The organism is Niabella hirudinis, assembly GCF_051201075.1.
Lineage (GTDB): Bacteria > Bacteroidota > Bacteroidia > Chitinophagales > Chitinophagaceae > Niabella > Niabella hirudinis.
Genome location: NZ_JBPEHJ010000007.1, coordinates 231831 through 258402 on the forward strand (window position 1 = coordinate 231831; position 26572 = coordinate 258402).

The 26572-nt window shown below is 46.7% G+C and carries 19 protein-coding genes and 1 tRNA gene; 6 read left to right on the top strand and 14 right to left on the bottom strand.

The window, feature by feature from the left end:
- Positions 1 to 468 precede the first annotated feature (468 nt).
- From GGU45_RS15010 to GGU45_RS15030, 5 genes are all read right to left on the bottom strand, one after another.
- Positions 469 to 1596, bottom strand: a complete 1128-nt coding sequence (locus tag GGU45_RS15010) for a glycosyltransferase (RefSeq protein WP_435226047.1) — start codon at positions 1594 to 1596, stop codon at positions 469 to 471.
- 3 nt (positions 1597 to 1599) lie between these two features.
- Positions 1600 to 2691: a glycosyltransferase gene (locus GGU45_RS15015; protein WP_435226049.1), complete on the bottom strand. Its 1092-nt coding sequence runs from the start codon at positions 2689 to 2691 to the stop codon at positions 1600 to 1602.
- Between the two features lie 188 nt (positions 2692 to 2879).
- Entirely contained in the window at positions 2880 to 5534 is a 2655-nt protein-coding gene (locus tag GGU45_RS15020; protein ID WP_435226050.1) for a TonB-dependent receptor domain-containing protein, read from the bottom strand.
- 82 nt (positions 5535 to 5616) lie between these two features.
- Positions 5617 to 6174 carry a DUF445 domain-containing protein gene (locus tag GGU45_RS15025; RefSeq protein WP_435226052.1) on the bottom strand — a complete coding sequence of 186 codons (558 nt, stop codon included), beginning with the start codon at positions 6172 to 6174 and terminating at the stop codon, positions 5617 to 5619.
- 65 nt (positions 6175 to 6239) lie between these two features.
- Positions 6240 to 6313: transfer RNA gene (locus GGU45_RS15030), tRNA-His, on the bottom strand.
- Positions 6314 to 6516: 203 nt separating this feature from the next.
- Here GGU45_RS15030 and GGU45_RS15035 point away from each other — a divergent pair.
- Complete coding sequence (locus GGU45_RS15035; RefSeq protein WP_435226054.1) at positions 6517 to 8658, top strand: carboxy terminal-processing peptidase; 2142 nt, start codon at positions 6517 to 6519, stop codon at positions 8656 to 8658.
- Between the two features lie 875 nt (positions 8659 to 9533).
- On the opposite strand, the gene GGU45_RS15040 is transcribed toward GGU45_RS15035, so the two are convergent.
- The 4 genes from GGU45_RS15040 to GGU45_RS15055 are packed head-to-tail and all read right to left on the bottom strand — an operon-like array spanning position 9534 to position 13872.
- The gene (locus tag GGU45_RS15040; protein ID WP_435226055.1) at positions 9534 to 10418 is read right to left on the bottom strand and encodes a sugar phosphate isomerase/epimerase family protein; all 885 of its coding nucleotides are present in this window, start codon (positions 10416 to 10418) and stop codon (positions 9534 to 9536) included.
- A 21-nt stretch (positions 10419 to 10439) separates the two neighbouring features.
- Complete coding sequence (locus GGU45_RS15045) at positions 10440 to 11330, bottom strand: hydroxypyruvate isomerase family protein (RefSeq protein WP_435226057.1); 891 nt, start codon at positions 11328 to 11330, stop codon at positions 10440 to 10442.
- Between the two features lie 5 nt (positions 11331 to 11335).
- Positions 11336 to 12568, bottom strand: a complete 1233-nt coding sequence (locus GGU45_RS15050; protein WP_435226059.1) for a nucleoside permease — start codon at positions 12566 to 12568, stop codon at positions 11336 to 11338.
- 53 nt (positions 12569 to 12621) lie between these two features.
- Positions 12622 to 13872 (bottom strand): MFS transporter, encoded by a 1251-nt coding sequence (locus GGU45_RS15055; protein WP_435226061.1) that lies wholly within the window; start codon positions 13870 to 13872, stop codon positions 12622 to 12624.
- 296 nt (positions 13873 to 14168) lie between these two features.
- On the opposite strand from GGU45_RS15055, the gene GGU45_RS15060 reads away from it, so the two are divergent.
- Genes GGU45_RS15060 through GGU45_RS15075 form a run of 4 tightly spaced genes read left to right on the top strand, consistent with a single transcriptional unit; the run spans position 14169 to position 18767 of the window.
- Positions 14169 to 15224 carry a sugar phosphate isomerase/epimerase family protein gene (locus tag GGU45_RS15060; RefSeq protein ID WP_435226062.1) on the top strand — a complete coding sequence of 352 codons (1056 nt, stop codon included), beginning with the start codon at positions 14169 to 14171 and terminating at the stop codon, positions 15222 to 15224.
- Between the two features lie 32 nt (positions 15225 to 15256).
- Positions 15257 to 15658: a c-type cytochrome gene (locus tag GGU45_RS15065; RefSeq protein ID WP_435226064.1), complete on the top strand. Its 402-nt coding sequence runs from the start codon at positions 15257 to 15259 to the stop codon at positions 15656 to 15658.
- An 18-nt stretch (positions 15659 to 15676) separates the two neighbouring features.
- Positions 15677 to 16411 (top strand): 3-keto-disaccharide hydrolase, encoded by a 735-nt coding sequence (locus GGU45_RS15070; RefSeq protein WP_435226066.1) that lies wholly within the window; start codon positions 15677 to 15679, stop codon positions 16409 to 16411.
- Between the two features lie 19 nt (positions 16412 to 16430).
- Complete coding sequence (locus tag GGU45_RS15075) at positions 16431 to 18767, top strand: beta-galactosidase (RefSeq protein WP_435226068.1); 2337 nt, start codon at positions 16431 to 16433, stop codon at positions 18765 to 18767.
- A 238-nt stretch (positions 18768 to 19005) separates the two neighbouring features.
- Here the strand turns inward: GGU45_RS15075 and GGU45_RS15080 are convergent, their stop codons facing one another.
- The 5 genes from GGU45_RS15080 to GGU45_RS15100 all read right to left on the bottom strand — a co-directional run bounded on the left by GGU45_RS15080 (position 19006) and on the right by GGU45_RS15100 (position 25446).
- On the bottom strand, positions 19006 to 19518 hold the full coding sequence (locus GGU45_RS15080) for a HEAT-like fold family protein (RefSeq protein ID WP_435226070.1): 513 nt from the start codon (positions 19516 to 19518) through the stop codon (positions 19006 to 19008).
- A 63-nt stretch (positions 19519 to 19581) separates the two neighbouring features.
- Positions 19582 to 20319: a Bax inhibitor-1/YccA family protein gene (locus GGU45_RS15085; protein ID WP_435226072.1), complete on the bottom strand. Its 738-nt coding sequence runs from the start codon at positions 20317 to 20319 to the stop codon at positions 19582 to 19584.
- Between the two features lie 551 nt (positions 20320 to 20870).
- Positions 20871 to 22277: a cation:proton antiporter gene (locus tag GGU45_RS15090; protein ID WP_435226074.1), complete on the bottom strand. Its 1407-nt coding sequence runs from the start codon at positions 22275 to 22277 to the stop codon at positions 20871 to 20873.
- Between the two features lie 232 nt (positions 22278 to 22509).
- Positions 22510 to 22947 (bottom strand): heavy-metal-associated domain-containing protein, encoded by a 438-nt coding sequence (locus tag GGU45_RS15095; RefSeq protein WP_435226076.1) that lies wholly within the window; start codon positions 22945 to 22947, stop codon positions 22510 to 22512.
- 84 nt (positions 22948 to 23031) lie between these two features.
- Positions 23032 to 25446, bottom strand: coding sequence for a heavy metal translocating P-type ATPase (locus GGU45_RS15100; protein ID WP_435226078.1), 2415 nt, complete (start codon positions 25444 to 25446; stop codon positions 23032 to 23034).
- 371 nt (positions 25447 to 25817) lie between these two features.
- Here GGU45_RS15100 and GGU45_RS15105 point away from each other — a divergent pair, with 371 nt between their 5' ends.
- Entirely contained in the window at positions 25818 to 26486 is a 669-nt protein-coding gene (locus tag GGU45_RS15105; protein ID WP_435226079.1) for a (4Fe-4S)-binding protein, read from the top strand.
- Positions 26487 to 26572 lie beyond the last annotated feature (86 nt).

Consider the following 26572-nt stretch of genomic DNA (forward strand, 5'->3'; position numbering starts at 1 on the left):
CAAATTAACGGCTTTTCAAAAAGCAATGAAAAATTCATTGTTAAAAACCCCAAAAAGATGCAGAAGCGATGCGTTATTTTTTAGTATTTCTCTGTAAAGACGGGTCAAAAATTAAACTAAGTTTATGAGTTGTTTTAAATTTTCATTACTTATTGATTATGAATAAGTAATATTATTTTATATTTAAAAAAAGTAAAAGCAAAATAAACCATTTTAAGAGGGGCGAAATGTAGAATTCATGAATGTTTGAATCTGTTTTTTCAATTGCTCTAAAATATTGATAAAAATAATATTATGAATTAGATATGAAATTTAAATTTATTTGTATATCAAATAGTTAAAAACTTCAATTTATTAACCCCATGCGTACTGTAAACACCAGGGGACATCTGCTATTAAATGGGTAACTGAATGGTTCCCTGTAAAAATCTGAGGAAGGGTTGGCGGGAAAAATATAAAGGGCTGCGGTTACCATAGCCGCCGGAGCAACTTACCGGTATTGCGGTCGTTATTAAACGATGGTTCTACCAGGGTCTTTCTGAACCGGATTTCGTCTTCATCAAAAGGTTTATAATAAAGCTGGGAGATGATGGAGGCAATGGCGCTGGAATTGTTGCCGATATGGCATGCCGCTTCCAGCCCCGTTCCGGATACCATTGCGGGTGTTGTTACACAATGTCTGCCAGAAAATAATGAATGTAAAAGCTTTAGTCTTATTCCTGTAATATTTTTATTGAAGTTGGGCAGCACATTAATATGCGCTTTTTGCACCAGGTCATTGATCTCGGAATCGCTGGGGTTACGGATCAGGCAGGTATGCTGACAAAGGGAGGCCGCTTTTTGTAAGGGGCGGCCGGGATCTTTTCCTGCAATGATAAATGGCACTCTTACCTTATTAAAAACCTTGTTTAGCAGCCATAATGCCGCTTCCTCGTTTTCGGCTACCGAGAGATTGCCATGAAAAAGACAATGGGTGCCCATACCTTCAAGACTGTTTACCTCCTGCCAGGAGGGATAAGTGGGCAGCAGGAAAGCGTTGGTAAATCCCTGCGCCTCAAAAAAACGGATATCGGCGTCCGAAACACAGGCCAGCATCAGGTCTTTGGGCAGCGTGGGCAGGTACTTTCTTATTAAGCGGCTTTCTGTGGTATAATAGATCTTTTTAAAAAGATCAGAACTGGCGCGGGCCAGTTCCTTATAATAGATTTCTTCGTTGTTGTGCATGCGCACACAAATCTTTCGGTCCTTATGCTTCAAAAAGGGCAGGATACCGGTGCAATGCAATCCTTCCAGCAACAAAGGATGATTGTCCTTGTTGAGCTGCTCCGTCAGCTCCCTGTTTATCCGTGAAGAAACAATATAGGGAAGCGAGAGGCTCAGGCATTCGGTTTTTTTTCTGCGTTTATAAACGTTTACCGATTCGCAAAAAATATGGAGTTCTTTTGGAATGCCCCGGTCATTATAGCTGAAATAATGAAGGTGTACTTTTACACCCTGGCGGTTAAGCGCCCGGATGCGGTTCATCATATCAATAACACCACCGTAATCGGCCGGCCACGGCACGTCCAAACAAACAATATGTAAATGATTGCTCAAGTTCTATACCAACGAGTTATAAAAATCCAATACTTTATGCTGCTCCTGCTCCCAATTTAGGTCTTTTTTTGCTGACCTGCAATTGCGTTGCAGTGTTTGATATAGAACAACATCTTCCATTAAAAGGTTGAGTTGGTCTGAAATGATGCCTGCAGACAGTTCGTCAATCAGTACGGCAATATGGTATTGATCATTGATCTTTTTTATTTCGGGGTAACTCATGGTTAGCTGGGGAATTTCTGCCTGTATGTAATCAAAGAGTTTGTTGGGGAGTGCCCAGTATTGGTTCATGCCTGTGGCTTCAATAAGCCCCACAGCCACTTTGGCCCGGCGGATGGCATTCCATAATTCACCGGGCGGCGTCATCCCTTTGAGGAGCACTTTTTTTTCAAGGTTATTATCTTTTATCAGTTGTACCAGCTGCACCATAAAGTTTCCGTCTCCGTAAATATGCAGGGGATAAGGAACCTGCTTCATGGCCGGAATGAGGGCTTCAAATCCGCGACCTTCATTGACGGCCCCGGCATAAATGATATATTCCTGCTGCTGAACAGGGCTTTCCAAAGGCTGGGCTACGGCTATGTTGCGTATGGTTGGGTAGGTTACCCCGTAGCGCCTTTCAAATTCAAGCGCAATGCTGTCGCATACAGTATACCCATATTTAAATTCCGGTACCGCAAATCTTTCGATTGCCGTCCATATTTTAAATGAAAGGGGATTTGTTTTTACTTCCTTTAGCTCGGTAAAGAATTCGTGCGCGTCATAAACCCGCTTACTCCCCTGTAGTTTGGAGGCAAAGAAGCAGGGGAGGATGGTATCCAGATCAATGGCGCAAATAACAGGAGCTTTATGAAACAGCAGCCAAAAAAATAAGCGGATATTATATTCCGCATAGAAGCCTTTCCCTTTTGAAAAAAAACAGCGCAATCTTTTTTGCCCGAAGATTTTAGGCTCCAGCGGCCGGGAGTTCTTTAGCCTCCGGCCGATGAGCGTAACCTGCCAGCCGTTTGCAGCCAGTGTTGAACAGATACGGTTCATCCGCTGGTCGAACGACAGATCATTTGTTACAGTAAAAAAAACTTGCCTTTGCTTCAATTTTTCCGCGGGTTATTGAACGTTGCCAGTACAGGAAGTATGGATAGGCGCGAATATCCTAATTTTTGCGGGAAATTAGAGAATGTGTGAATGTGGAAATATGGAAATGTGAGAATTTCTAATGTCTGAACATTGAGTAAAAGAACAGCACCCAACGTTAAATCTCAAACCTGGAACTTCAAACCTTCCTACTGTCCGCCCATGCCCTGCATGCCGCCCTGTATGCTTTCCTGCTCCCCTTTCATATTCTTGCGTTTGAACAGGGATGCGTCAAATTTCCCAAAGCGGTAGGCAAAGTTTAAGCGGAAAAACTGCTGGTCGCGGGTGCGTACCTGGTGCTGATTAAAGAAAGTGGAGGCGGTATAAATATCGCTTTTTCTCGTTTTAAAGATATCGTTTACACTCAGGGTTACGGAAGCGGCTTTTGCTTTGAGAAACTCGTATTTGAGTGCCGCATCAACGCCATAATGGGGCATGGTATACCCCTGTGCATTACCACTTACCGTACCGCCCATAAATCCGCGTCCGCCGCCGGAGTTGTTGCTGCTGCTGCCTCCGGGGGCCAGTACCGTTTTAGAATTATAATCGCCGGACAATTGCAGGGTAAAGTTGGCCGGCAGCTTAAAATCATTATTGATTTTTCCAAACCAGCTGTAGATCTGGTTGGCAGTAGGGATGGCAGGATCATCGATGTTGATCTTCGAAGTATAGATATTCAGGTTGCTGGTAAGATCCCACCAGGGGGTGAGTTTATTTTTCCCAACGGCTTCAAACCCTCCCACAAAGCTGGAGTTGGCGTTGATGTATGTATTTACCAGCACCGGCCGGCCGTTAATGGGATTTACATCGGGAGATTGGTAACGGGTTATAAGACCCAACGTGTGTTTATAATATACCGAAAGGATGAGGTTATTGTTCTTGTTAAAGTTATTGGAATAGGACAGCTCAAAGGAGTTGGTAAACTCAGGCTTCAGGTCGGGGTTACCGCGGCTCAGGTTAAGGGAATCCGAATAATCCGTAAAAGGAAACAGCTGGAAGAAGCCGGGGCGGTTGATCCGGCGGCTATAGTTAAGCTGCAGATCCTGTTGGTCGTTTAATTTCTGGCTCAGGAACACGCTTGGAAACAGGCTTACGGGGTACTTGATGTTAAAATGATTGCTGGATGATTCGTAATTGCCTGTATTGTTCCTGGTACTTGTATAAACCGTACCGTCATAGTTGGAGCTTTCCAGTCTTACCCCAACCTGGTAACCGAATTTTTCGCCTATTTTACTGGAGAAGTTTCCATAAGCGGCCAGCACCTGGTCCTTATAATCGAACCGTGAAGATAAAGGCGGCTGCAGCTGAAGGGCGCCGTTGGAAAGTACGTAGTACATATTGTTCTCACTGGAAACGCTGGTCTGGTTCATGCGCACACCGGCTTCCAGCTTGGAATTATCGGACAGGGGATTGGTATAATCCGCCTGGGCGGTAATGCGTTCTGTAGTTCCATTACCTTTCTGCAGCTGATTAAAGCTCCGGGTTTGGGGGCCGGCAGCATTATCGAAAATGCTGTTGCTCACAGCTGTCTGATTGTTATTTTTACTTTTATTATAGTTGGCATCTGCAGTAAGCTGGTGCCCGTTCTTTGGAAAATTATGAACATATCCGAGGCTGCCGCCCAGGTTACGGAAACTGAACGTACCATCGGATTCCCGGATGGTTTTTGAATGCGCCGCATAGGCTCCGGCTCCGGCGAGGGTATCTACAAAAAGATCGCTTTCTGTATTGTTATTGAATTTGCCCTTAACTCCAATACCGGAAAGCGTAAGGGTGTTCCGGTTGTCCAGGAAATAATCAAAGCCGGCTCTCCCAAACATGAAAGTTCCTTCACCGGTGTTATGGTCGGTTTGCAACAGGGTGGTTGTGGTATCATTTAAAGTGGTTGTTCGCTCCGTTGTTCCGTTTGAAACCGATTTGCGCTGGCCATAGTTGGCATTGGCAAAGATGTTGAACTTGCCCTGGCGTATGTTAACATTGCCTCCGGCGTTGAACTTGCCCCGCTGGTCGATCCCCGCTCTCACATTGCCGCTGTAGCCTACCCGTTTTGTTTTTTTCAGTACAATATTGAGGATACCGGCTGTTCCGCCGGATGCATCATACTTAGCCGATGGGTTCGTAATCACTTCAATGGTCTCGATCTGATCCGATGGAATCTGATCAAGAGTAAGGGTAGTGGGCCTTCCATCTACAAATATCTGCGGACTGCTGTTGCGGATGCTGATATTACCATCGATATCCACGTTTACCGAAGGGATATTTTTTAAAAGATCGGTTGCGGTACCTCCGGCGGCCATGAGGTTGTTGGCTACATTATATACTTTGCGGTCAATGCCCAGGCTTACGGAAGGCCTGGTACCGGAAACTGTCACATTGGAAAGGGTTTGGTTATCGATACCCAGCCGGATATTGCCCAGGTCCTTATCCAGGTTGCCCAGCAGCGATGCCATATCCCGGCTGCCCTGTTTCAACTTTGACAGGTCAATAAAAGAGAAGGGTTTCTGATAGGCTTTGTAGCCGATACCCGTAATTTCCAGCTGGTACCGTCCTATTGCGGGTACACCCTCCAGCCGGAATTCACCGTTTGCCCTGGTGAGCATCCCGGTAACAACAGTTGTTTTGTTTTGCCCCGAAGCACTATCCTTTTTTATCTGCACCAATTGTATGGAGGCGGCATCGATCCCTTTGCCGGTGGCGGAGTCGATCACCCTTCCGTAGAGCGACCCTGTGGGCATCTGGCCATTTTGTGCATACATAGCGGCCGATAATAGTAGGGTCAACCCCAGGAATAACAGTTTTTTCATCAAAAAATTATTTTAGTGCGTTAGACGCTTAATTAATGGAGTTCTTGTTACAGGCCTTCAAAAAATTCTGAAACCGGGTGCTCTAAAGAATAAAATAAAGCAATACCAGGTTTACCAGTCCAATAATGAATCCGTAGAGAAGTCCTGCATTCCGGTATTTTCGGAGTTTTGCCGCTATATCATCTTTTACCAGAGATGACAGGGGCGTTTGGGTAAGTTGCCGGATCACGATCTGCTCCGGATTCAATTCATTTTTAAGCTGGCCGGCAAGCTGCAGCATCACCTGCGGAAACAGAACCTTTAGCTGGTTGATAAAAACCTCCCGGATCTTATCGGTGGTTTTATTACCAATGAACATACCCAGCATCGGGATCTCTTCTTTCAACTTGACGTTCAAAAAATCATCAATATGTTTTTCGATGGAGGGCATTGCTTTTTCGATCAATGCGGGATCACTGATCTTTTCTTCCATATTGAAGGTCTGTTCCATCAGCCGGCCGGTCAGTTGTCCTGCTTTTGCCGCAAGCGGCGCGTCCTGCCGGGGAAGATACCGGTTCAGAAAATAATTGCCGGCGATCCAGTGAATCAACCAGCCGGTAAGGGCCGAAGCAGGAAGAATAAGAAACAACCAGCAGCACATGAAAACTTTTTTTAGCTATAAATACCTACAAAAAAACCCCGAATCGCAATTCGGGGTTGAATCAGGGTGGCTAACCGGGTTCGAACCGGCGACCCTCAGAACCACAATCTGATGCTCTAACCAACTGAGCTATAGCCACCATTTACAGGGCTGCAAATGTATATAAAAAAACGAAATAAACCATAGGAAAATATATATTTCGACATCAAATATTTTTATTGGTGTAATTTTAGGACGGAATTTTATCAATTTATTGTCTTAAAAAAGATCCTGAAATACGTAAAGCATCGTTTTAAACAGTATTTTTGGTAAATGCGTGGTTTGTTAAAGTATATATTGAACATGAAAAGATTACCTTTTATATTACTGATTGTTTTATTGGTTGGCTCGTTCTTCGCATTTAAGTCTTCGGTAGCCCGTACTCCTCCGGGTAAATATGAACAGATTATGGGCCTTGTGGGGCAGTTGCTCGTTCAGGGGCATTTTAGTCCGCAGAATATTGATGACGGCTTCTCTAAAAAGGTTTTTGATAAATTCATGGATGATCTTGATTTTGAAAAAAATGTCTTTTTGAAATCGGATTATGATTCACTGGCGGCACTTTATGCCACACGTATCGATGATGAGATGAAGGGAGCGCCCGTCCAGAGTTTTCTGGCGATCTCCACAGTTTTTGACAGAAGGATCCGGGAAACGGATGGCTGGAGCAAGGCGATCCTGGCAAAGCCCTTCAACTTTGAAGAGAAGGAGTCTATTGCCCTGGATTTTGATAAATTACAGTATCCGGGCAGCGCAGCGGAACGCAGGGATCGCTGGAGAAAGAAATTAAAGTACCTGGCGCTGGAGAAATATGTAGACCTGCTGGATGAAAAAAAAGCCAATAAGAACCAGAAAGGCTACGTCATCAAAAGCGACAAAGAACTGGAGCAGCAGGCACGCAGCAGAACGGATACGGTTATCGGGCGTTTGTTTGAACGGTATAAGGCAAAGTATACGGCAGACGATAAGTTTGATATGTTTATGAATGCCATTGCCAATACCATGGATCCGCATACAAGTTTTATGGCGCCGGTAGACAAACGGTATTTTGATGAAGAGATGAGCGGTACGTTCTTTGGCATCGGCGCTGCGCTGCAGCAGGTGGATGGTAAAATCAAAATATCGTCCCTGAATGTGGGAAGCCCCGCCGAAAAATCGGGGCAGCTGCAAAACGGCGATATCATTACAAAGGTAGCCCAGGGCGATGGCCCGGCAGAAGACCTGATGGGGTACAACGTTCAGGATGCCGTAAAACTGATCAGGGGTAAGGAAGGTACCATCGTTAAACTGACCATAAGAAAAACGGACGGAACGGTAAAAGTGGTGGCATTGAAGCGGGAAAAGGTGGAGACCGATTTTGATACTTATGCCCGGAGCGCTGTGATCAATGACCCGGTAAAGCACACAAAATTAGGAATCATTTGCCTGCCGGAATTCTATGCGGCATTTGACGATCCTAACGGCCGCCGGAGTTATCTTGATGTAGCAAAAGAAGTACAGAAATTAAAAGATGCTCAGGTTAATGGTATTATTATTGACCTCCGGTACAATGGCGGCGGATCTTTGTATGATGTGGTGCAGATGGTAGGGCTTTTTGTAGGCAAGGGGCCCGTGGTTCAGGTAAAAGACCGGATCAACCGGGCCAATGTGCTGGATGTAAAAGACTCATCGGTACTTTATAGCGGTCCGCTGGCAGTGATGGTCAACGAATTCAGCGCATCAGCTTCTGAAATATTTGCTGCAGCCATACAGGATTATGGAAGAGGGGTAATTATTGGAAGTACCTCAACTTTTGGAAAGGGTACCGTACAACGCAACTTTGGACTGGATGCCAAGAACGGCATTACCTACGGAGAGTCTGACCTTGGAACGGTTAAGCTGACCCTGCAAAAGTTTTACCGGGTGAGCGGAGGCTCTACCCAGCTCAAAGGTGTGGAGTCTGATATTGTGCTGCCCAGCTATATGGACGTGCTTAAATTAAAGGAAAAGGATAATAAAGATGCATTGCCGTATGATGAAATTGCAAAAGCATCCTACAGCCCCTGGAAGAATAGCTGGAACCTGGGCGAAATAAAAAGCCTGAGCGACCAGCGTTTGAAAACAGACAGTGCTTTTAAGGTAATTAAAGCCAACAGCCAATGGCTGGTGCGGGAAAATAATGAAAGCTCACTGAACATTGATACCTATCGCGAAGAACGGAAAGCGGTAAAAGCAAAATCGGACCAGTTGAATGCGGCGCAGAAGCTGAAATCTAAAATGGATGTAACCATGCTGCCTTCAGAGGCTAATAAATTTGCAGACGATAAGAACAAAGCAGAGCGGGTGAAGCAGTGGTTGAAGGGGATGAGCGAAGATATTTATCTCAACCAGGCGGCCAACGTTGTGGACGATATGGTAGACATTGACCGGCTGGCGAAGAATGCTACGCCGGCGGTGACGCAATAGAATTGGGTGTCCGGCACGGGGCGGCAAAGCGGGAAAGGTGAAACGATAGGTTTCATCTTTCCCGCTCTTGTTTTACAAACAGAAGAGCCATTCGTATATCGAAATAGGGTTTGCTGTTTAAGTAAGACCGGCACCCTGATTTTTTTCCACTTTTGCCCCGATCAATCGCATGCGCGTGAAGTTAATTTTTGCCCTGGGAGCTGCAGCGCTGCGCTGATCCTGTTAGTAAACGACAATACAGGTAATAAAGGTGCAGCGCTACATTTCATGGCAACATGATCTGTTCTTAACTTGACGCGCGCCATCGCTGGGCGTGCGACCGTTTAACAGCGGATATCATTGAAGTAGTATGAAGTTGAAGGAGCTATAATATCCCCCGCTGCCGGGGGAACAGAAAACAATAACAAGAGACCGCCGTTATCTGAAGGGGGTGGACAAAAATCCTTTGCTTATTATCCACCCCCTTGCGTTAGTGGCTAATTGTTGAAATAACAGTTCTTCCCCCGCCAGCGGGGGATATGTTACAGGCTACCCATCGTAATCTTTATTCGTGATAACCGTTCAATCTCCAGAAATGTGTCCACACGATAGGATGGCGATCGGGATTTTTGGGCAAACAAAAAGACTACAAGGAAATTAACTGCAACGATTTTGCTGGGTTGGCTGCATTTTGCTTGCACCACCTTCGCTCCTCAACAACCAGAACTTATTGTCTTACCGTCTAATTTGCCTGAATACCGGTTAAACAGCAGGCCCGGAATAGATGCATGGCAATTCAGGATTCCCTATGAATGACAAAACCTGAGGGCCGGGCTGCCTGGATAAAAAAAACCGGCTGTTATGCCGGTTTGTTGAGATATGGTGATTGGTTTACGTTAAAAGACAAGCTTATTTAAATAAGCAGCCCCTTCTTTTACACATTCGATTGGCGATTTTTCATACGCTTCCTGCTCCAGTATGTAGTGTTGCATTCCTTCCCTGCGCGCCTCGGCAAGAATCGTTTTAAAATCAATAGAGCCCGTACCCACAATAACGCTCAGGTTGGGTTCATCAGGTTTGGGAGCAGCGCCCTTTTTCCGATCTTTAACATGGCAAAGGCGAAAGCGCCCATTGTATTTTTTTAACCAGGCAATGGGATCCTGTCCGGCTGTTACCACCCAATAAATATCCATCTCAAAATCCACCAGGGATTTATCTGCATGCTGCATAAAAATATCCTGCGGATATTGTCCGTCCTGCAGCCTGAAACTATAGTCATGATTGTGGTAGGCAAAACGGATCCCATTCTTTTTGCAGATTTCTCCGGCCGTATTAAAAGTGCCCGCCAGTCGCTTATAATCATCCAGCGTTTTTTGTTTACCCAGGTAAGGGCATATCAGGTAGCTCATCCCGATTTCGGCGGCTTCGGCAGCCTTGCGTTCAAAATCATTGGTATAATCACAGTGGCTGCTTACAATTTTCATACCCAGCTCATCCATGTATTGTTTAAAGCCTTTATGGCCCATGCCCCAGAACATGCCCTGCGCCCCTTCATAACTTTCTATTTCTTTATAACCAAAAGCCGCCACCTGTTTCAGAATGCCTTTGGGATCCCCGGGAAGATCATCCCGGAGGCTGTAGAGTTGAAGGCCTACTGCGGAAATGCTGCCGGTAGCTTTTGAGCGGGAAGAAGCGCTGCACCCCGCGTAAAGCGATGGACCCAGCATCAGGCCCAGCGCCGCACCACCGGATCGTTTTAAAAAATCTTTTCTATTATACATAATCTGTTGTTTTATGATTTGTTAAACATCGCAAACTTTTATCGCATCTTCCAATGCCTTTAATTTGTCTTCAGGTTTTTTTCCGGTGGGAATAAATTCCTGTGCCACATGTCCCTTAAAGCCGGTTGCCACAATAGCATTCATAATTGCGGGGTAATAAAGTTCCTGCTGCTCATTGAGCTCATGTCTACCCGGAACGCCGGCCGTATGATAGTGCGCGATGTAGGGGTGATGTTGCCGGATGTTGGCAATCACGTTGCCCTCATCTACCTGCATGTGATAAATATCATAGAGAAGTTTAAAATGATCAGACCCCAGCCTTTTGCAGAGTTCAACGCCCCATGCGGTATGGTCGCACATATAGTCATGGTGATCTACCTTACTATTGAGCAATTCCATTACGAGGGTTACGTTGTTTTTTTCGGCAAGCGGAAGGATCTTTTTGAGGCCTTCCACACAATTCTTTAAACCCGTTTCATCATCCATTCCCCGGCGATTACCGCTGAAGCAGATCAGGTTTTTATAACCGGCCTTTGCCACAAGGGGAATGCCCTCCTCATAATCCCTGATAAGGGAGGCATGAAACGTACTGCCTGCAAACCCGTCAGTAAGGCTAACCTTCCCCGGAATATAACACATGGAGCAGGTGATGCCGTGTTTTTGTATTACCGGCCAGTCTTTTGGCCCCAGCAGGTCGATGGCGGTAAGCCCCATTTTCTTTACGCTGATGCACAACTCCTCCAGGGGCATTCCGCCAAATGTCCACTGACAAACGCTGTGGTTAATATTTCCTTTTAATGTCATTTTTGTGTTGTTGTCTGTTAATAGTGGCGCCCAGCCGGAGGGGGTTCCCGCTATGGCGGCTGTCACGGCTATTGTTTTAATCGCTTCTCTCCGGCTGGTTTTTTTCATGGACATTATTTTGAAAGGTCTGCTGATTTTGATTGATCACGGAAGAGCAGTGCAAACAAGACCATTACCACTGCTGCAATACCTGCGGGTATCAGCCATACCATTTTCCAGTCGGGTGTTCCTGCGGCTGTTTTATATTGCTCGGAGATAAAGCCGGCAATCCAAAAACCAATCAGCATGCCCACACCATAGGTGGCCAGGGTGATGAGGCCCTGCGCGGAACTTTTATATTTTTCTCCCGCCTTGGCATCGGTATAGATTTGTCCCGAAACAAAGAAAAAATCGTAACAAACGCCGTGCAGCACTATTCCGGTAATAAGCATAAATGCCAACGCTCCTGCATTTCCGTATGCAAACAATATATAGCGGATTACCCAGGCCAGCATGCCCACAAGGATGGTCTTTTTAAACCCAAAGCGCTTAAAGAATACGGGAAGCAGCAGGATGAACAGCGCCTCCGAAACCTGGCCCAGGGCCATTTTTGCCGTTGCGTTTTCCAGTCCGATGCCGGTAAGAAAAGGGTTGGCATTCTGGTAATAGAAGGCCAGGGGAATGCAGATGGCAACGGAAGCAATAAAGAAGAGCAAAAAGTTAGGATCCTTTAACAGCTTTAAAGCGTCCAGTCCCAGGATCTGCGAAATGCTGGCGTTCTGTTCTGTTTTTTGCGGTGGTGTTTTGGGGAGCGTAAAGCTGAAGATTCCCAAAACGGCTGCGGCTATGGAAGCCATCAGGAAGGTATTTCTTAAAGTACCGTCGGCCGCATTGTTTTGCACGTTATCCCATTTGAGCCAGCTGATCAGCAAACCCGCCACAATCCATCCAACAGTGCCAAATACCCGGATATTGGAAAACTGCTTTTCCGGGTTGCTCATCTGGCGAAACGAAACTGAATTGACCAATGCCAATGTGGGCATATAGGCAATCATGTAGCCAAACGTATAAGGATAAAAAGCACTTACATTTTCGGCTTTATACATCATGTACATCAGGATGGCGCCTGCAATATGCAGCAAGCCCAGGATCCGCTCTGCATTAAAAAAACGATCGGCAATTAACCCGATAATAAAGGGTGCAATGATAGCCCCGTAAGACTGGGTAGAGAATACCTTGGCTCTTTCAAAACCATCGGCTCCCAAATTTGTTTCGAGGTAAGTGCCCAGCGTCACAAACCAGGCTCCCCACAAAAAAAATTCCAGAAACATCATTGTGGACAACTGGATTTTGATAGACGATTTCATTTTACAACTTCGGTTTATTGAACAATCGGGTGGAGGAACAGATGCCCGCCTGATTAAACAGCGGGAACTCCTTTGTTTTTATTGCGCATATAGATGTTCAGACCAATAAAAGCAACGATCAGTATGGCCGGAATGATGAGGGTGGTATTGATGATCTCGGGGCCGGCTGCCTTATTGGCTTCAGCAAGGGCCGTTTTCATTTCAACCGTGGCTTCTGCCGCGCTGTATGCTTTCAGGTTGGCGCCTGCCGGTAATTTTTCTGCAATCAGCCGGTCGTATACGCCACCCATCGCCATCATATAAACAGATACCGCAAACATGCCGGCGCCGCCCATAAGGTTGAGCCCGATAGCTCCGGTTTTGGGCAGGTACTCCGATACAAAGCCCAGCATGGTTGGCCAGAAATAACAAACACCGGCGCCAAAGATCAGCGCGCCGGCAAAGATCATATTGCCGGAGGTATTGCCCAGCAGGTAAAGCCCGATAGTAGCCACAATGGCCGACATCAGCAATACGCCCTGCGGCGCCAGACGTTCCACAATGGGCCCTGCCAGCGCACGGCCAATCACCATTACCCCCGTAGATACCGTTAATACCAGCAAGGCATTGTCGGTAATATTCCGCAGCAGCACATCAATCCACTGACCGGTAAACAGCTCTGTAATGGCTGTTCCAAACATGCAAACGAGCATAAAGATGAACAGGGGATTGGCAAGGGAACGGTACATTTCGCCGGTAGAAACGCCACTTGCTACCCGTTCTGTAACCGGGAACTTAAGTTTGGAAAAGAGATAACCGTAAATCAGTGTCGGGATCAGCATAATACCTACCTGTATCTGCCAGCTCAGCGCCACCTTGTCGAAGAAATAAACAATCAGGGTGCCCAATACGATACCCCCGGGAAACCATAAATGAAAATGATTCAACTTGGTGGTTTTATTTTCAGGAAACAATGCTGTAACCAGCGGATTGCAGGCGGCTTCTACCGTGCCGTTGGCAATGCCTATAAATAAGGTAGAGAAGAATAAGGCCCAGAAGGGGCTTCCGAACTTACCGGCAAAAATAGTTAAGATGATTCCCAAAAGATGGAATACGAAAGCAAACACAAGGAGCCGCTTCATACCAATAATGTCTACCACAAAACCGCCGATAACCACTGCCAGGGGAAATCCCCAGAAAGCGGTGGCAGCAATAGTACCCAGTTCGGCCTTGTCGAGGCCAAAGTCTACGCCCAGCTTATTTAATATGCCGGCCCTGATTCCAAAGGACAGCGAGGTTACCAGTAATGCCAAACAGCTTGCCACAAATAAAGGGGATCTTTGAATTGATTTCATATCAATGCTTTCGTTAGTGATTTACTTAAAAAATATTTAAAGGCTAAATGTACTATTTTTTCGTTCCTGAAAAGAATAAAGGTCTTTTTTTTTACTCCTGAAATTACCGGTTGCTTCCCCTGCGATTTTTATAAAGCAACCGCCGCTGCAACTGAAACCAGGAAAAGCGTCTGCCAGACACGAAAATCCGGAGGATTCGTTGAAAGTTTTGTACATTTAGCCGGTATATTGCTTTGATATAATGATAAAAAATAACGATAAATAATATGACAACGCTGAAAGGCCCTGGTATTTTTCTGGCACAGTTTGCCGGTGACAAAGCTCCGTTCAATACATTAGAGTCCATCTGCACCTGGGCCGCATCATTGGGGTTTAAAGGAGTGCAGATCCCAACCAACAATAACCAATTCATCGATCTTCAGAAAGCTGCTGAAAGCAAGACCTATGCCGATGAAGTTAAAGGGATCGTAAATGCGTCCGGTATGGAGATCACTGAACTTTCCACGCATTTGCAGGGGCAGCTGGTGGCGGTGCACCCGGCCTATGATCTCCTGTTCGATTCTTTTGCACCGAAGCAGGTGCATAACAATCCGAAGGCCCGCACGGAATGGGCCATACAACAAATGAAATATGCCGCAAAAGCATCGCAAAATCTTGGACTGAATGCGCATGCTACTTTTAGCGGTTCTCTGATGTGGCATGTTTTTCATCCCTGGCCGCAGCGGCCGGCCGGATTGGTAGAGGAAGGATTTTCGGAACTGGCCCGGCGGTGGACGCCCATATTAAACGCATTTGATGAAAGCGGGGTAGATGTGTGTTACGAGATTCACCCGGGAGAAGACCTGTTTGACGGGGATACCTACGAAATGTTCCTGGAAAAAGTCAACAACCACCCCAGGGCCTGCCTGTTGTATGACCCTTCGCATTTTGTATTACAGTGCCTTGATTATATTGAATACATTGATATTTTTCATGAACGCATCAGGGCTTTCCACGTAAAGGACTCTGAATTTAATCCTACCGGAAGAAAGGGCGCCTTTGGCGGATACCAGCCCTGGCTGAAACGGGCGGGCCGTTACAGGAGCCCGGGCGATGGACAGGTAGATTTTAAAACCATCTTCTCAAAACTGGCAGAGTATGACTTTAAAGGCTGGGCGGTGATGGAATGGGAATGTTGTCTTAAGCATCCGGAAGACGGTGCAAGGGAGGGTGCGCAATTTATAAAAGACCATATTATCCGTGTTACGGATAAAGCCTTTGATGATTTTGCTGCAACGGTGAAAGATGATGCATTAAATAAAAAAGTTTTAGGAACCAATTAATATCTTTATAAAAAATTTCAAACAAACAGAGCATGAAGAAGATTATTTTATCTGCGGTAATACTGGCAACAGTTGCGGCTGCATGTGGCGGCGGAGAAGAAAAAAAGGCGGAAGGAACAGGATCTGAAACTACCACCACCGAAAAGAAAACCGATGCCTCCTCCAACCCCGATTACCAGGCAGGTTTGGCTTTAGTGGGCCAGTACCAGTGTATAACCTGTCATAAAATTGATGAAAAGCTGACGGGTCCGGCTTATAGAGATGTGGCCAACAAATATGCGGGAGCCGATGATGCAACAATTACCAAGCTGGCGCAAAAAGTGATTTCGGGCGGAAGCGGTGTTTGGGGAGAAGTGCCGATGACCCCGCATCCGAATGTGTCTGAAGCCGATGCAAAAACCATGGTAAAATATGTGCTGGCGTTAAAAAAATAATCCTGTTAAACTTTCAATATGACAAAAACCCTTTTAATTGCAGCAGCTCTGGGCCTTACAGCCTATTCCTGTTCGGGCCAGAAACATGGCCAAGCCAACAATACTCCCGAAAACACGTTGAGCAAAAAAGAAAAAGCGGCGGGGTGGAAACTGCTGTTTGATGGTAAAACGACTGCCGGGTGGCATACTTATGGTACCACGGCTCCGGGAACTGCCTGGCAGGCCGCAGACGGCACTTTGCACCTGGATGGAAATGCGCGGGAGGGCAGGGGCGACCTGATCAGTGACGAGGAGTATGGCAATTTTGAATTGCAGCTCGACTGGAAAATTTCGGAAAAAGGGAACAGCGGTATTTGTCTGTATGTGATCGACAATAAAGACAAGTACAAATACATGTGGTACACCGGGCTTGAAATGCAGATCCTTGACAATGACGGCCATCCCGATGGTAAGATTACCAAACACCGGGCGGGCGATCTGTATGATCTTATAAAAAGCAGCAGTGAGCCCGTAAAGGCTGTAGGAGAATGGAACCATGTAGCCATCAAAAGCCTGAATGGTAAATTGGATTTCTATCTGAATGGCGTTCATATTGTTGATACCCATCTGTGGGATGACAACTGGCGTAACCTGGTGGCTGGAAGCAAATTTAAAGGCCTTCCGGACTTTACCGCTTTCAAATCGGGTCATATCGGCTTGCAGGACCATGGTAATACCGTTTGGTTCCGCAATATCAAAGTAAGAAAATTATAATTCAACACATACCGGGTTCATGTACACTCTCAGAAGTTTCAGCCGTGTACTGATTCTTGTGTTCTGCCTTTTGTTTTTACGGGAGAAGACTTCGGCACAGGATGCAGTTGCAACATTTGCTATTGGCGATACCAGTTTTTTACTCAACAATAAGCCTTTTGTTGTCCGATGTGGGGAGATGCATTATACCCGTATGCCCCGGGAGGACTGGAGGCACCGGCTGAAGATGGCAAAGGCCATGGGCCTGAACACGGTGTGTGCGTATCTTTTTTGGAATTTTACGGAACGAAAACCAGGTTCTTTCAACTGGAGCGGTCAGGCTGATGCAGCGGAATTTTGTCGTATGGCGCAGCAGGAAGGTCTTTTTGTAATCCTGCGACCAGGCCCTTATTCCTGTGCAGAATGGGAGTTTGGAGGGTTTCCCTGGTGGTTGCTTAAAGATAAAAGCATGCGGGTGCGCACGCAAAATGCGCACTATCTCGAAGCCTGCAAACGCTACCTGACGGAAGTAGGAAAACAACTGGCACCCCTTCAGATTGACAAAGGGGGAAACATCCTGATGGTGCAGGTGGAGAATGAATATGGTAGTTTTGGCACCGACAGGGAATATATCGGCAAGATACGGGACTTCCTGAAAGAGGCCGGTTTTACGGTTCCTTTCTTTACCTGTGACGGACCCGTACAGTTAAAAAATGATGTACGCCCGGATATTTTTGCGGCCGTTAATTTTGGCAGTAATCCCGAGGCAGGTTTTAAAGCATTACGGTCTGTGCAGGCGCATGGGCCGTTAATGTGCGCGGAGTATTACCCGGGCTGGTTCGACAGCTGGGGACGTCCGCACCATACGGGCTCCAGCCAGCGGGTGATTGACGAGCTCAAATGGATGCTGGATCATAACGCATCCTTTAGCATTTATATGGCACATGGCGGCACTACTTTTAGCACTTTTTCGGGTGCAAACGCGCCGCCCTACCTGCCACAGACCAGCAGCTATGATTATGATGCCCCCATTAACGAAGCGGGCAACGCCACCCCCAAGTTTTATGCTATACGGGAACTGCTGGGCAAGTACCTGCAGCCCGGCGAGACGCTGCCGGATGTACCCGTGGCTGCGGAAGCCCAGATGTTAAATAACATCCGTTTTACGGCTTCTGCTTCTTTATGGAACAATCTTCCGCGGGCCGTTGTGGCAGATACCGCAATGCTGATGGAGGATCTTGACCAGGGATATGGCGCTGTGTTGTATGAAACAACGCTTGCCGCCGGGGGGGCAGCTACCATCCGGTTTGAAGATGTGCATGACTATGCCATCGTGTATCTTGATAAAAAGCAGGTGGGGACGATTGACCGGCGCAAGGGAAATTTTTTGCTTAATATTCCTGCGCGCGCAAAATCAACTACATTGCAAATTCTTGTGGAAGCCACCGGTCGGGTCAATTACGGCTCCCTGATGCATGACCGTAAGGGCATTCACGGAGCAGTGGTTCTTGACGATGGCAAAAGCAAAAAAGAATTGAAACAATGGAAGAATTATTCCATTGACCTCGGCGATAAGACGATCCCCGTACATTATGGTCCAATTTCAAAAACACCCTCAGGCGCTGCTTTTTACAAAGGCAGCTTCCAGGTTAGTGAGTTGAAGGATACCTACCTTGATCTTCGTAAATGGAATAAAGGACTGGTATGGGTAAATGGGATCTGCCTGGGCCGGTACTGGAATATCGGCCCTACCCAAACCATGTACCTGCCGGGGTGTTGGTTAAAGAAAGGGGCCAATGAAGTGATCGTTTTTGATCTGCTGGGGAACCATCGCCCGGAATTAAGCGGGCTTGCTAAACCCATCCTGGATTCGGTAACCGAAAAGCGCGCTCAGGCGCACAAAAAAGTATCACAAAATTGGACCCTTCCCTCTTCGAAAGCCTGGTACAGCGGCAGCTTTGAGAATAGTAAAGAGTGGCAAACGGCTTCTTTTAAACCGGCAACTGCCAGATATTTCTGCCTGGAGGCTTTGAGTGAATTTAAGAACCAGCCTTATACTTCGGCAGCCGAAATCCAGTTGCTGGATGCCGGGGGAAACGAGATCCCGCGCAGCGCCTGGAAGGTTTTGTATGCCGACAGCGAGGAGCTGAGCGGCGATGATGGAAATGCGGCGAATCTTTTTGACCTGCAGTTTACCAGTATCTGGCATACCGAGTGGCAGGACCGGAGCCCCAAACTTCCGCACCAGGTGGTGATTGATTTAGGGAAGACCTATAAGATCAGCGGACTGAAACTGCTGCCCCGCCAGGATAATCCCAACGGCCGTATTAAAGATTACCGGTTGTATTTTTCAGCTACGCCTTTCAAAGGTTTGTGAATTGATACTGCCACAGATGCACTGAGACTCTGAAACACAAAAGCTTTCAGTGCTTCAGTGGCAAACATAAGAGACTTTTTGTGTCTGGCAGCCCTGGTTACACGAAACAACGCAAAGAAACAGAGAGGCAAGGAATATAACAAAGATGGCCAGGTCAGTGTTTCAACGGCATTACTCCCTCAAGGATTGTAGGCAATACAATACTACTTCTGTGTTTCTGAGCCTCTGTGGCATTTCCTCATTTTTTCTTTAGCACTTTCAACGCCCGGCTGCGTACGCCCGGTGATGCATAGGGCAATATAAATTCCACTGCAGCTTTCAGTTCTGGTAATATTTCCGGATAATGGCCGGTCATGCGGGAAAGAATGCCAATGGCAAAGGCCCGCGCCGCAATCGTCTCATCCGGGTCTTCAAGAATACGAAAACAGCTGTCCATGACCGGGCCATGAAACTTTTCAGGCAACTCCGGCCCCTGATCCATTAAACGGAGGATATTTCTTTTTACGGCAGCCGGGGGTGCAGGGTCGTTCAACAGCTGGATGATCTTTCCATAGTGTGCGGTGATCAGCCCCGGGTAGCGGATTGCACAATAGCTCAGGGGCCAGGCCGCCCGTTGTGCCACTCCTGGTTCGCTTTTGACAAAAAGACTGAAGAGGCAGTCAAACCGCTCCTGATTGGCCCCGATCCATTGAACGATGGCCCCCACATCTTCCTTACGTATAGTTTTCGATAACAACACAGGGAGGTTCATGGTCAATTGCTTAAATAAAAAAAACCGGGAGTACCGGCCTTTTAAAAAATGATTTTGTTATGATTAATTTCTTCTTCCAAACAAACGCAGCAGCATCAGGAAGAGGTTAATAAAGTCGAGGTAAAGGCTCAATGCACCCATGATGGCCAGCTTCTTTACATCACCAGCAATAACATTCCCTTCCTGGTCAATACCTTCACCGATCCTTTTCAGCTTTTGTACATCGTAGGCGGTTAAACCGGTAAATACGATCACGCCAATAAAGCTGATAATATAGCTCATAGAATCACTATTCAGGAAAAAATTCACAATAGAAGCAATGATGATGCCGATAAGCCCCATCATCATAATACGACCCATAGACGTCAGATCCTGCTTTGTAGTGTAGCCCATAACCGCCATAATGCCAAACATCAGGGCTGCGGTAAGAAAACAGCCAAATACCGAAGTGCCGGTATACCCCAGTAAAATAAAACTAAAACTGATGCCGTTTATAGCAGCATAAACCAGTAGCAATGCCATTAAAACAGCTGCGGAAAGCCGGTTGAAAGCAAAGGACATCAATAACACAAAGCCCAGGGGGGCAAAAATGATTGCGTATAACAATAATTTATTGGACATGATGGGGATAAGCAGCGCATCCTTATTTTCTGCAAAAAGATAGGCCACAACCGCTGTAATGCCCAACGCTACAAACATATAGGTAAATACATTGGCCAGGAAGGAGCGTGATCCTGAACCTACGGCTTCCTTCTGTGAAAAAATGCGTTCCGGTGTACTTCTCGAATAATTGTCTTCCATAATTTAATATCAATTTAAAGATGAAAGTAGTTCAAAAAATTAAGTTTACAAAGCAATAGTTTTGGGGCTGCCTGGTAGTGGTTTAATGTTTAAACTCATTTGTTGAATGTTGTTGAAGATAGTTTATAATAAACCGGAGTCAATTTTACTAAAACGTGTAATCGAAAGTGGTTTGTGAGGACACAAACCATGGCTGGCCTCGGTCAGTGTCCTCACTGACCGAAAATAGAAATAATTTTGATGTCGGTTCGTTATTAAAGTCTGAACCGTTTCATACCCGAAGGTTCACTTCAATACCGTTCTTTTAGGTCTGAGTTCAGGCCGGAAAAACATAAATCCGGAAAGGGGGTTAAGTTAAGCACATCGGGGTTGTATCAAAAGTCGCTTACAGCCTGGTGTTGTTCTGAAGATGTCATCCCGGGCTTGACCCGGTTTCTATTCTTGTTTCAGGGTCTGTTGAACGACAATATGCAGCGATGCTGAAATAAATTCAGCATGACAGCGAAAACTTGAATTGCACCCCGCCATTTTCAAATTTCCACATTCTCAAATTATCCAACGGAAGATTTGAACAGTTTCTGAATCCTGTTCAGCAAAGGCCCCGTCATCAGCGTGGTAGAAAGGGCCATGATCACCAGTACGGTAAAAATCTCCCTTGAAATAACGCCAAGATCGTATCCAATGTTGAGCACTACCAGCTCGGTGAGTCCGCGGGTATTCATCAGCGCTCCCAGCTGAAGACTTTCGCTCCAGGACTGACCGGAGAAGCGGGCGGCCACTGCGCTGGCGCCAAATTTTGCGATGACTGCAATGATAAAAATTGTAATGCAAACACCCCAGAGCGCCGCATTGTTCAGCAGGGCGATTTCTGTTTTTAAACCCGTTGAAACAAAAAATAAAGGCAATAAAAGGAGTAGGGCAACACTGTCGATTTTATCGATCAGCTGTTCGCGAAATTTCATGTCTGCAGGCATAATCATCCCCGCCACAAAAGCGCCAAATAAGGCATGGATACCGATGGCATCTGTAAGATAGGACGAAGCGATCAAAATGATCATACAAACGGCAATAAAGGGTGTTGTCAGTTTTCCGCCATTGCTTTTTTTATAATATTTTTCCATCAGGGGGCGCAGCACTTTCAGCATTAAGAGGATATAAGCAACCGCCAGCAGGATGGTATATAAAGCACTCCAGGCCGACCCGGCTTTTACCACCGCAATCACCAGCGCCAGGATGCACCAGGCGGTTACATCATCGGCTGCTGCACAGGTAATAGCCAGCACGCCCAGGTTGGTTTTTGAAAGATTTCGCTCCTGTATGATCCGCGCGAGCACCGGAAAGGCCGTAATACTTAAGGAGATACCAATAAACAAAGCATAGGAGATGAACTGTACTCCGGCCGGCGCAAACTGCTGGTACGTAAAATAAGCAGTAGCTACCCCCAGTGTAAAGGGCACCACAATGCTGGTATGACTGATCATTACGGCGGCATTGGTCTTTCCCCGCAGCATCGACAGGTCCAGCTCCAGGCCTACGATAAACATAAAAAGTACCAGGCCAATCTGGCTTAACAGGTTGAGGTTATCCAATGACTGCGGGGGAAATACAAAGGCCGACACATCAGGAAAATAGTAGCCCAGAAAGGAGGCTCCTAATAAAATACCCGCAGCCATTTCGCCGATCACGCGGGGCTGCCGGATCTTCCCAAACAGAAAGCCCATTAAAGAACCCGCTAACAGGATCACAAAGATCTGCAGCAGCAATATTGCAAGTGGCTCGCGGATATTGTGCCGTAGTATGGCGGTAAATGGAATACCAAGCGCCGGTTTGCTTTCAATGATGGATTTGATGTTTTTTTGCGACTGCAACTGGTCTCCCATCGTAATGATCCACCAGATGATCGCAATAGCAGCGGCTACCGTTAACACATAAAAAAGAAGATTCCTGTATCGTTGCATGCCGGTATATTTCCCCCGCAAGATATTCTGTTTATCTTTAATGGACCGATTATTTTTATGTTAGGATAGGGGTATAGCCACTGAGATTCTGAATGGCATATTCTACATCCAATGTGAAATCCGCCGTATGCTCAATATTTAAGTAAACCATTAAGAATTAAGATTCATTAAGAGCTGCGGCTACTAAACGATTCTTAATTCTTAATGGTTTTTTTAAAATCTGCTGTAAAACTTACAGGACGGGCTCAATTTTAAAGCCGGCGTTCTTAACGGTGTTGATCACATCTTCGGGTGTAGCCCCCGCCGTTTTAACAGTAAGGATCTTGTCTTTACCGGCAGTATCTACCTGCCATTCTGCAATGCCGGTGTTGCCATCCAACGCCGGTTTTACAGACGCCACGCATCCACCGCAATTAATATTGGTTTTGAAGCTCAGAATAGTGTCTTCCTGCTGATCGTTCTCCGTTGCAATGCCTGCCACGGTATAACCGGCCTTTTCAATGGCTGCGGTAACGGCAGACTGCTGTTGTGCATCGTTCAGGGCTACAGTGGCCTGGCCGGCCTGGACGTCATTTACCAGAATGCCTTCCACGTTATTGAGTGCGTTTTGAACGCGTGCCTGGCAGTGAGCGCTCTGCATATCAGGAATAGAAATGTGAATTGTTTTCATGTGTATTCTTTTAAAATGTTTTTACAAATTTCGCTTTTACTGTTGGGGAGATCGTTACAGGATTCCCCTTAAGTCTTACATTTTTTACCGTTTCCATTTCAGCCGCAAACTGTTGGTTACAACGCTTACGCTGCTTAACGCCATAGCGGCCCCGGCGATCATTGGGTTGAGCAGGAACCCGTTTACGGGGTATAGAATGCCTGCGGCCACCGGGATGCCGATCACATTATAGATAAAGGCCCAGAACAGGTTCTGACGGATGGTGGCCACCGTTTGGCGGGATAATTGAATGGCTTCGGGGATCTTGTTCAGATCCGACGAAATAATGGTCATCTTGGCCACGTCCATGGCGATATCACTGCCTTTACCCATTGCAATGCTCACATCTGCCTGCGCCAGTGCAGTACTGTCGTTGATACCGTCACCAACCATTGCAACGGTCTTTCCCTGCTGCTGCAACTGCTTTACAAACTCCGCTTTCTGTTCGGGCAATACCTCTGCCTGGTAGGCCGTGATGCCTGTTTGGCGGGCAATGGCGGCTGCTGTGGCTTCATTATCTCCAGTGAGCATATATACCTCTATACCGGCCTGCTTTAAGGTTTGTATGGCCTCCAGGGACGTGCCTTTGATCTGGTCGGCAATGGCAAATACGGCCAGGGCCTGCTGTTCATCTGCAAACCAGATCACCGTTTTGGAGGCATCGCTCCATTGCCGGGCTTTTTCCAAAAAGCCCCCCCCGATCCGGACCCCCTTTTCATCCAGTAACCTGCGGTTGCCGGCATAATAGATCGTTGCTCCGGCCCGGGCACTTGCGCCACGCCCTGTTAAACTTTCGAATGCGGTGACAGTGGTAGCGGATATGTCGCCAAAATGTTTGACCACTGCTTCGGCCAGGGGATGTTCTGACTGTTTTTCGATACTGAAAAAGATCTGTTTTAAATGAAGATCTTCATTTTCCCAGTAACTGTCGGTTACAACGGGTTTCCCTTCGGTGATCGTACCGGTTTTGTCCAGCACTACGGCATTTACTTTTTTGGCCAGTTCAAGGCTTACTGCATCCTTGATCAGGATACCTTTTTCTGCGCCTTTACCGATCCCTACCATAATAGCGGTAGGTGTGGCCAGACCCAGCGCACAGGGACAGGCGATGACCAGTACAGTTGCAAAAGCGATTAATCCCTGAGTAAAACCGTTATCGCCGCCCAGCAGGATCCAGCTGGCAAAGGCCAGGATGGCAATGACAATAACCACCGGCACAAAGATTCCGGCAATTTTGTCTACCAGTTTTTGTACGGGGGCCTTACTGCCCTGCGCCTCCTGTACCATGCGGATGATTTGTGCCAGCATGGTTTCCGATCCAACTTTCTCTGCCCTGAACCGGAAACTACCCTTTTGGTTTATAGTACCGGCAAATACGGCCTCATTTTCCTTTTTAAGAACCGGCACCGGCTCACCGCTCAGCATACTTTCATCTACATAGGAGCTGCCAGTTGTTACCATGCCGTCCACAGCGATCTTTTCACCGGGTTTTACAAGAATGATATCATTTTTATTGACATTTTCAATAGACAGCACCTCCTCACCGCCATCCGCTGTAATAACAGTAACGGTTTGCGGTTGCAGTCCCATCAGCTTTTTAATAGCTGATGATGTATTGCCCTTGGCCTTTTCTTCCAGTAATTTCCCCAAAAGAATAAAGGTGACGATCACGGCTGCTGCTTCAAAGTATACATGTCCGTGCAGCCCGCGGCTATGCCAGAAGGAGGGAAACAGAGTATTGAATACGCTGAACAAATAAGCCGTTCCCGAGCCCAGGGCTACCAGCGTATCCATATTGGCGGAGGGGTGGCGTGCCTGTTTCCAGGCATTGATAAAGAAATCCTTTCCAAAATAAAGTACGACCGGTGTGGATAATACCCACATAATTTCATTTGCGTATGGCATATCCATAAAGAACATCCCGATGATCACCAGCGGAACCGTGATAAGGGCAGCCCAAAGGGTTTTCTTTTTCAGAGCGCTGAATTTCTGCTGATGGATGGCTTCCAGTGTTTCGGCTTCCTTTTCCGCGCTTTCGATCAGCAGGTCGTACCCGATGGATTGTACTGCCTTTTGCATTCCGGCAGTGTCAATAATATTGGGTAAATATTCCACTACCACAGATGTGGTCGCAAAATTAACCGCGGCCGCTACGACCCCCGGCTGGCTTTTGAGCATACTTTCCACACTGATGGCACAGGAGGCACAGGTCATATCCAGCACCGGTATGTTCTTTTTTACCGTGGGTACATCGTAGCCGAGGTCGCGGATGGCCGATACGGCATTGGACACTACCTGGTTTTCATCAGTGGTGATCAGCGCGCGCCGATTGTTCAGTTCCACTTTATGTGAAGCAATGCCAGCTATCTTTCCCAGACCTTTGTCTACGATGAGCGCACAATGTTCGCTTTCTACACCCTCCAGCGGTATGGCTATTTCATTGAATGATTCTGTTGTCATAAATAGATCGTTTGATAATTCCATACAAAGTTCGCTCAGGCGCCTGGTAAGACTATTACACAATTATGGGTTTGGTTTATATAATTGCCGGTGTTTCGCGCAGCGATGCGGAGGAGCTGCGGGCGCCGCGTTTATTTATTACCGGAATTTCCAGATCTCACCGACATCTCACCAAAAACATTTTACTACAAACCCTCACTTAAGATATCTCCGGATAAACGTCTCACTAAAACATCTCACTAATAACATTTCACTAAAACATTTCACTAATAACATCTCACTAACAACATTTCACTAAAAATCCCCGCCTTAACCTGGATTAACCCTGGAACAAAATAAATGGTGTAGCTTGCCGTATATATAAAATGCATATGAAATATAAATTTGAAAAGCCCGTAGACGCCGCGATCGGCATCGATAAATACCAATGTACTATTAGCTGGCGCAATGGCAGTTTTGTTGCTGATGAGCCGGCAAGCCAGGGTGGAAAGGACAGCGGACCGGATCCTTATACCTTATTGCTTTCCTCGCTGGCATCCTGCACCCTTATTACCCTCCGGATGTACATCGATCGCAAGGGATGGGAGGTTCCGGAGATCCGGGTGAACACCAATTTATACAGTGAGATTAAGGAAGGGAAGATCGTGACGGTTATTGACCGGGATATTTATTTTCCGCAACCGGTGCCGGATGAGCAGCAACTGCGCCTGCAGGATAGTGCTAAAGCCTGCCCAATATCAAAAATCCTCGAAAACCAGGTAACCGTACGTACGTTTATGCAACGGGATCCGGAGACGGCCAAAAAAATCGTGTATCAGAATGAAAAGATAGCCGTCATATGGAAGCCTGAATTGTGTCAGCATGCCACCCGCTGCTGGAAGGAGTTGCCCCAGGTGTTCCGGCCCAGGGAAAAAAAGTGGGTGGATGTGGAGGGCGCTCCGGCTGTACAAATTATTGAGCAGGTGCATCGCTGCCCCAGCGGTGCGCTGTCCGTTGAGTTCATTATGAAGGAGGATAGAGAGGCGAAAACGGAGGGATAACTCCCTGCGCTTTTGTTGGAGCGGTACCGTGTTAACCGCTAAATGCGCTAAGAAATCCGCGGTTATTAAACAACTGGCGTCCCTTG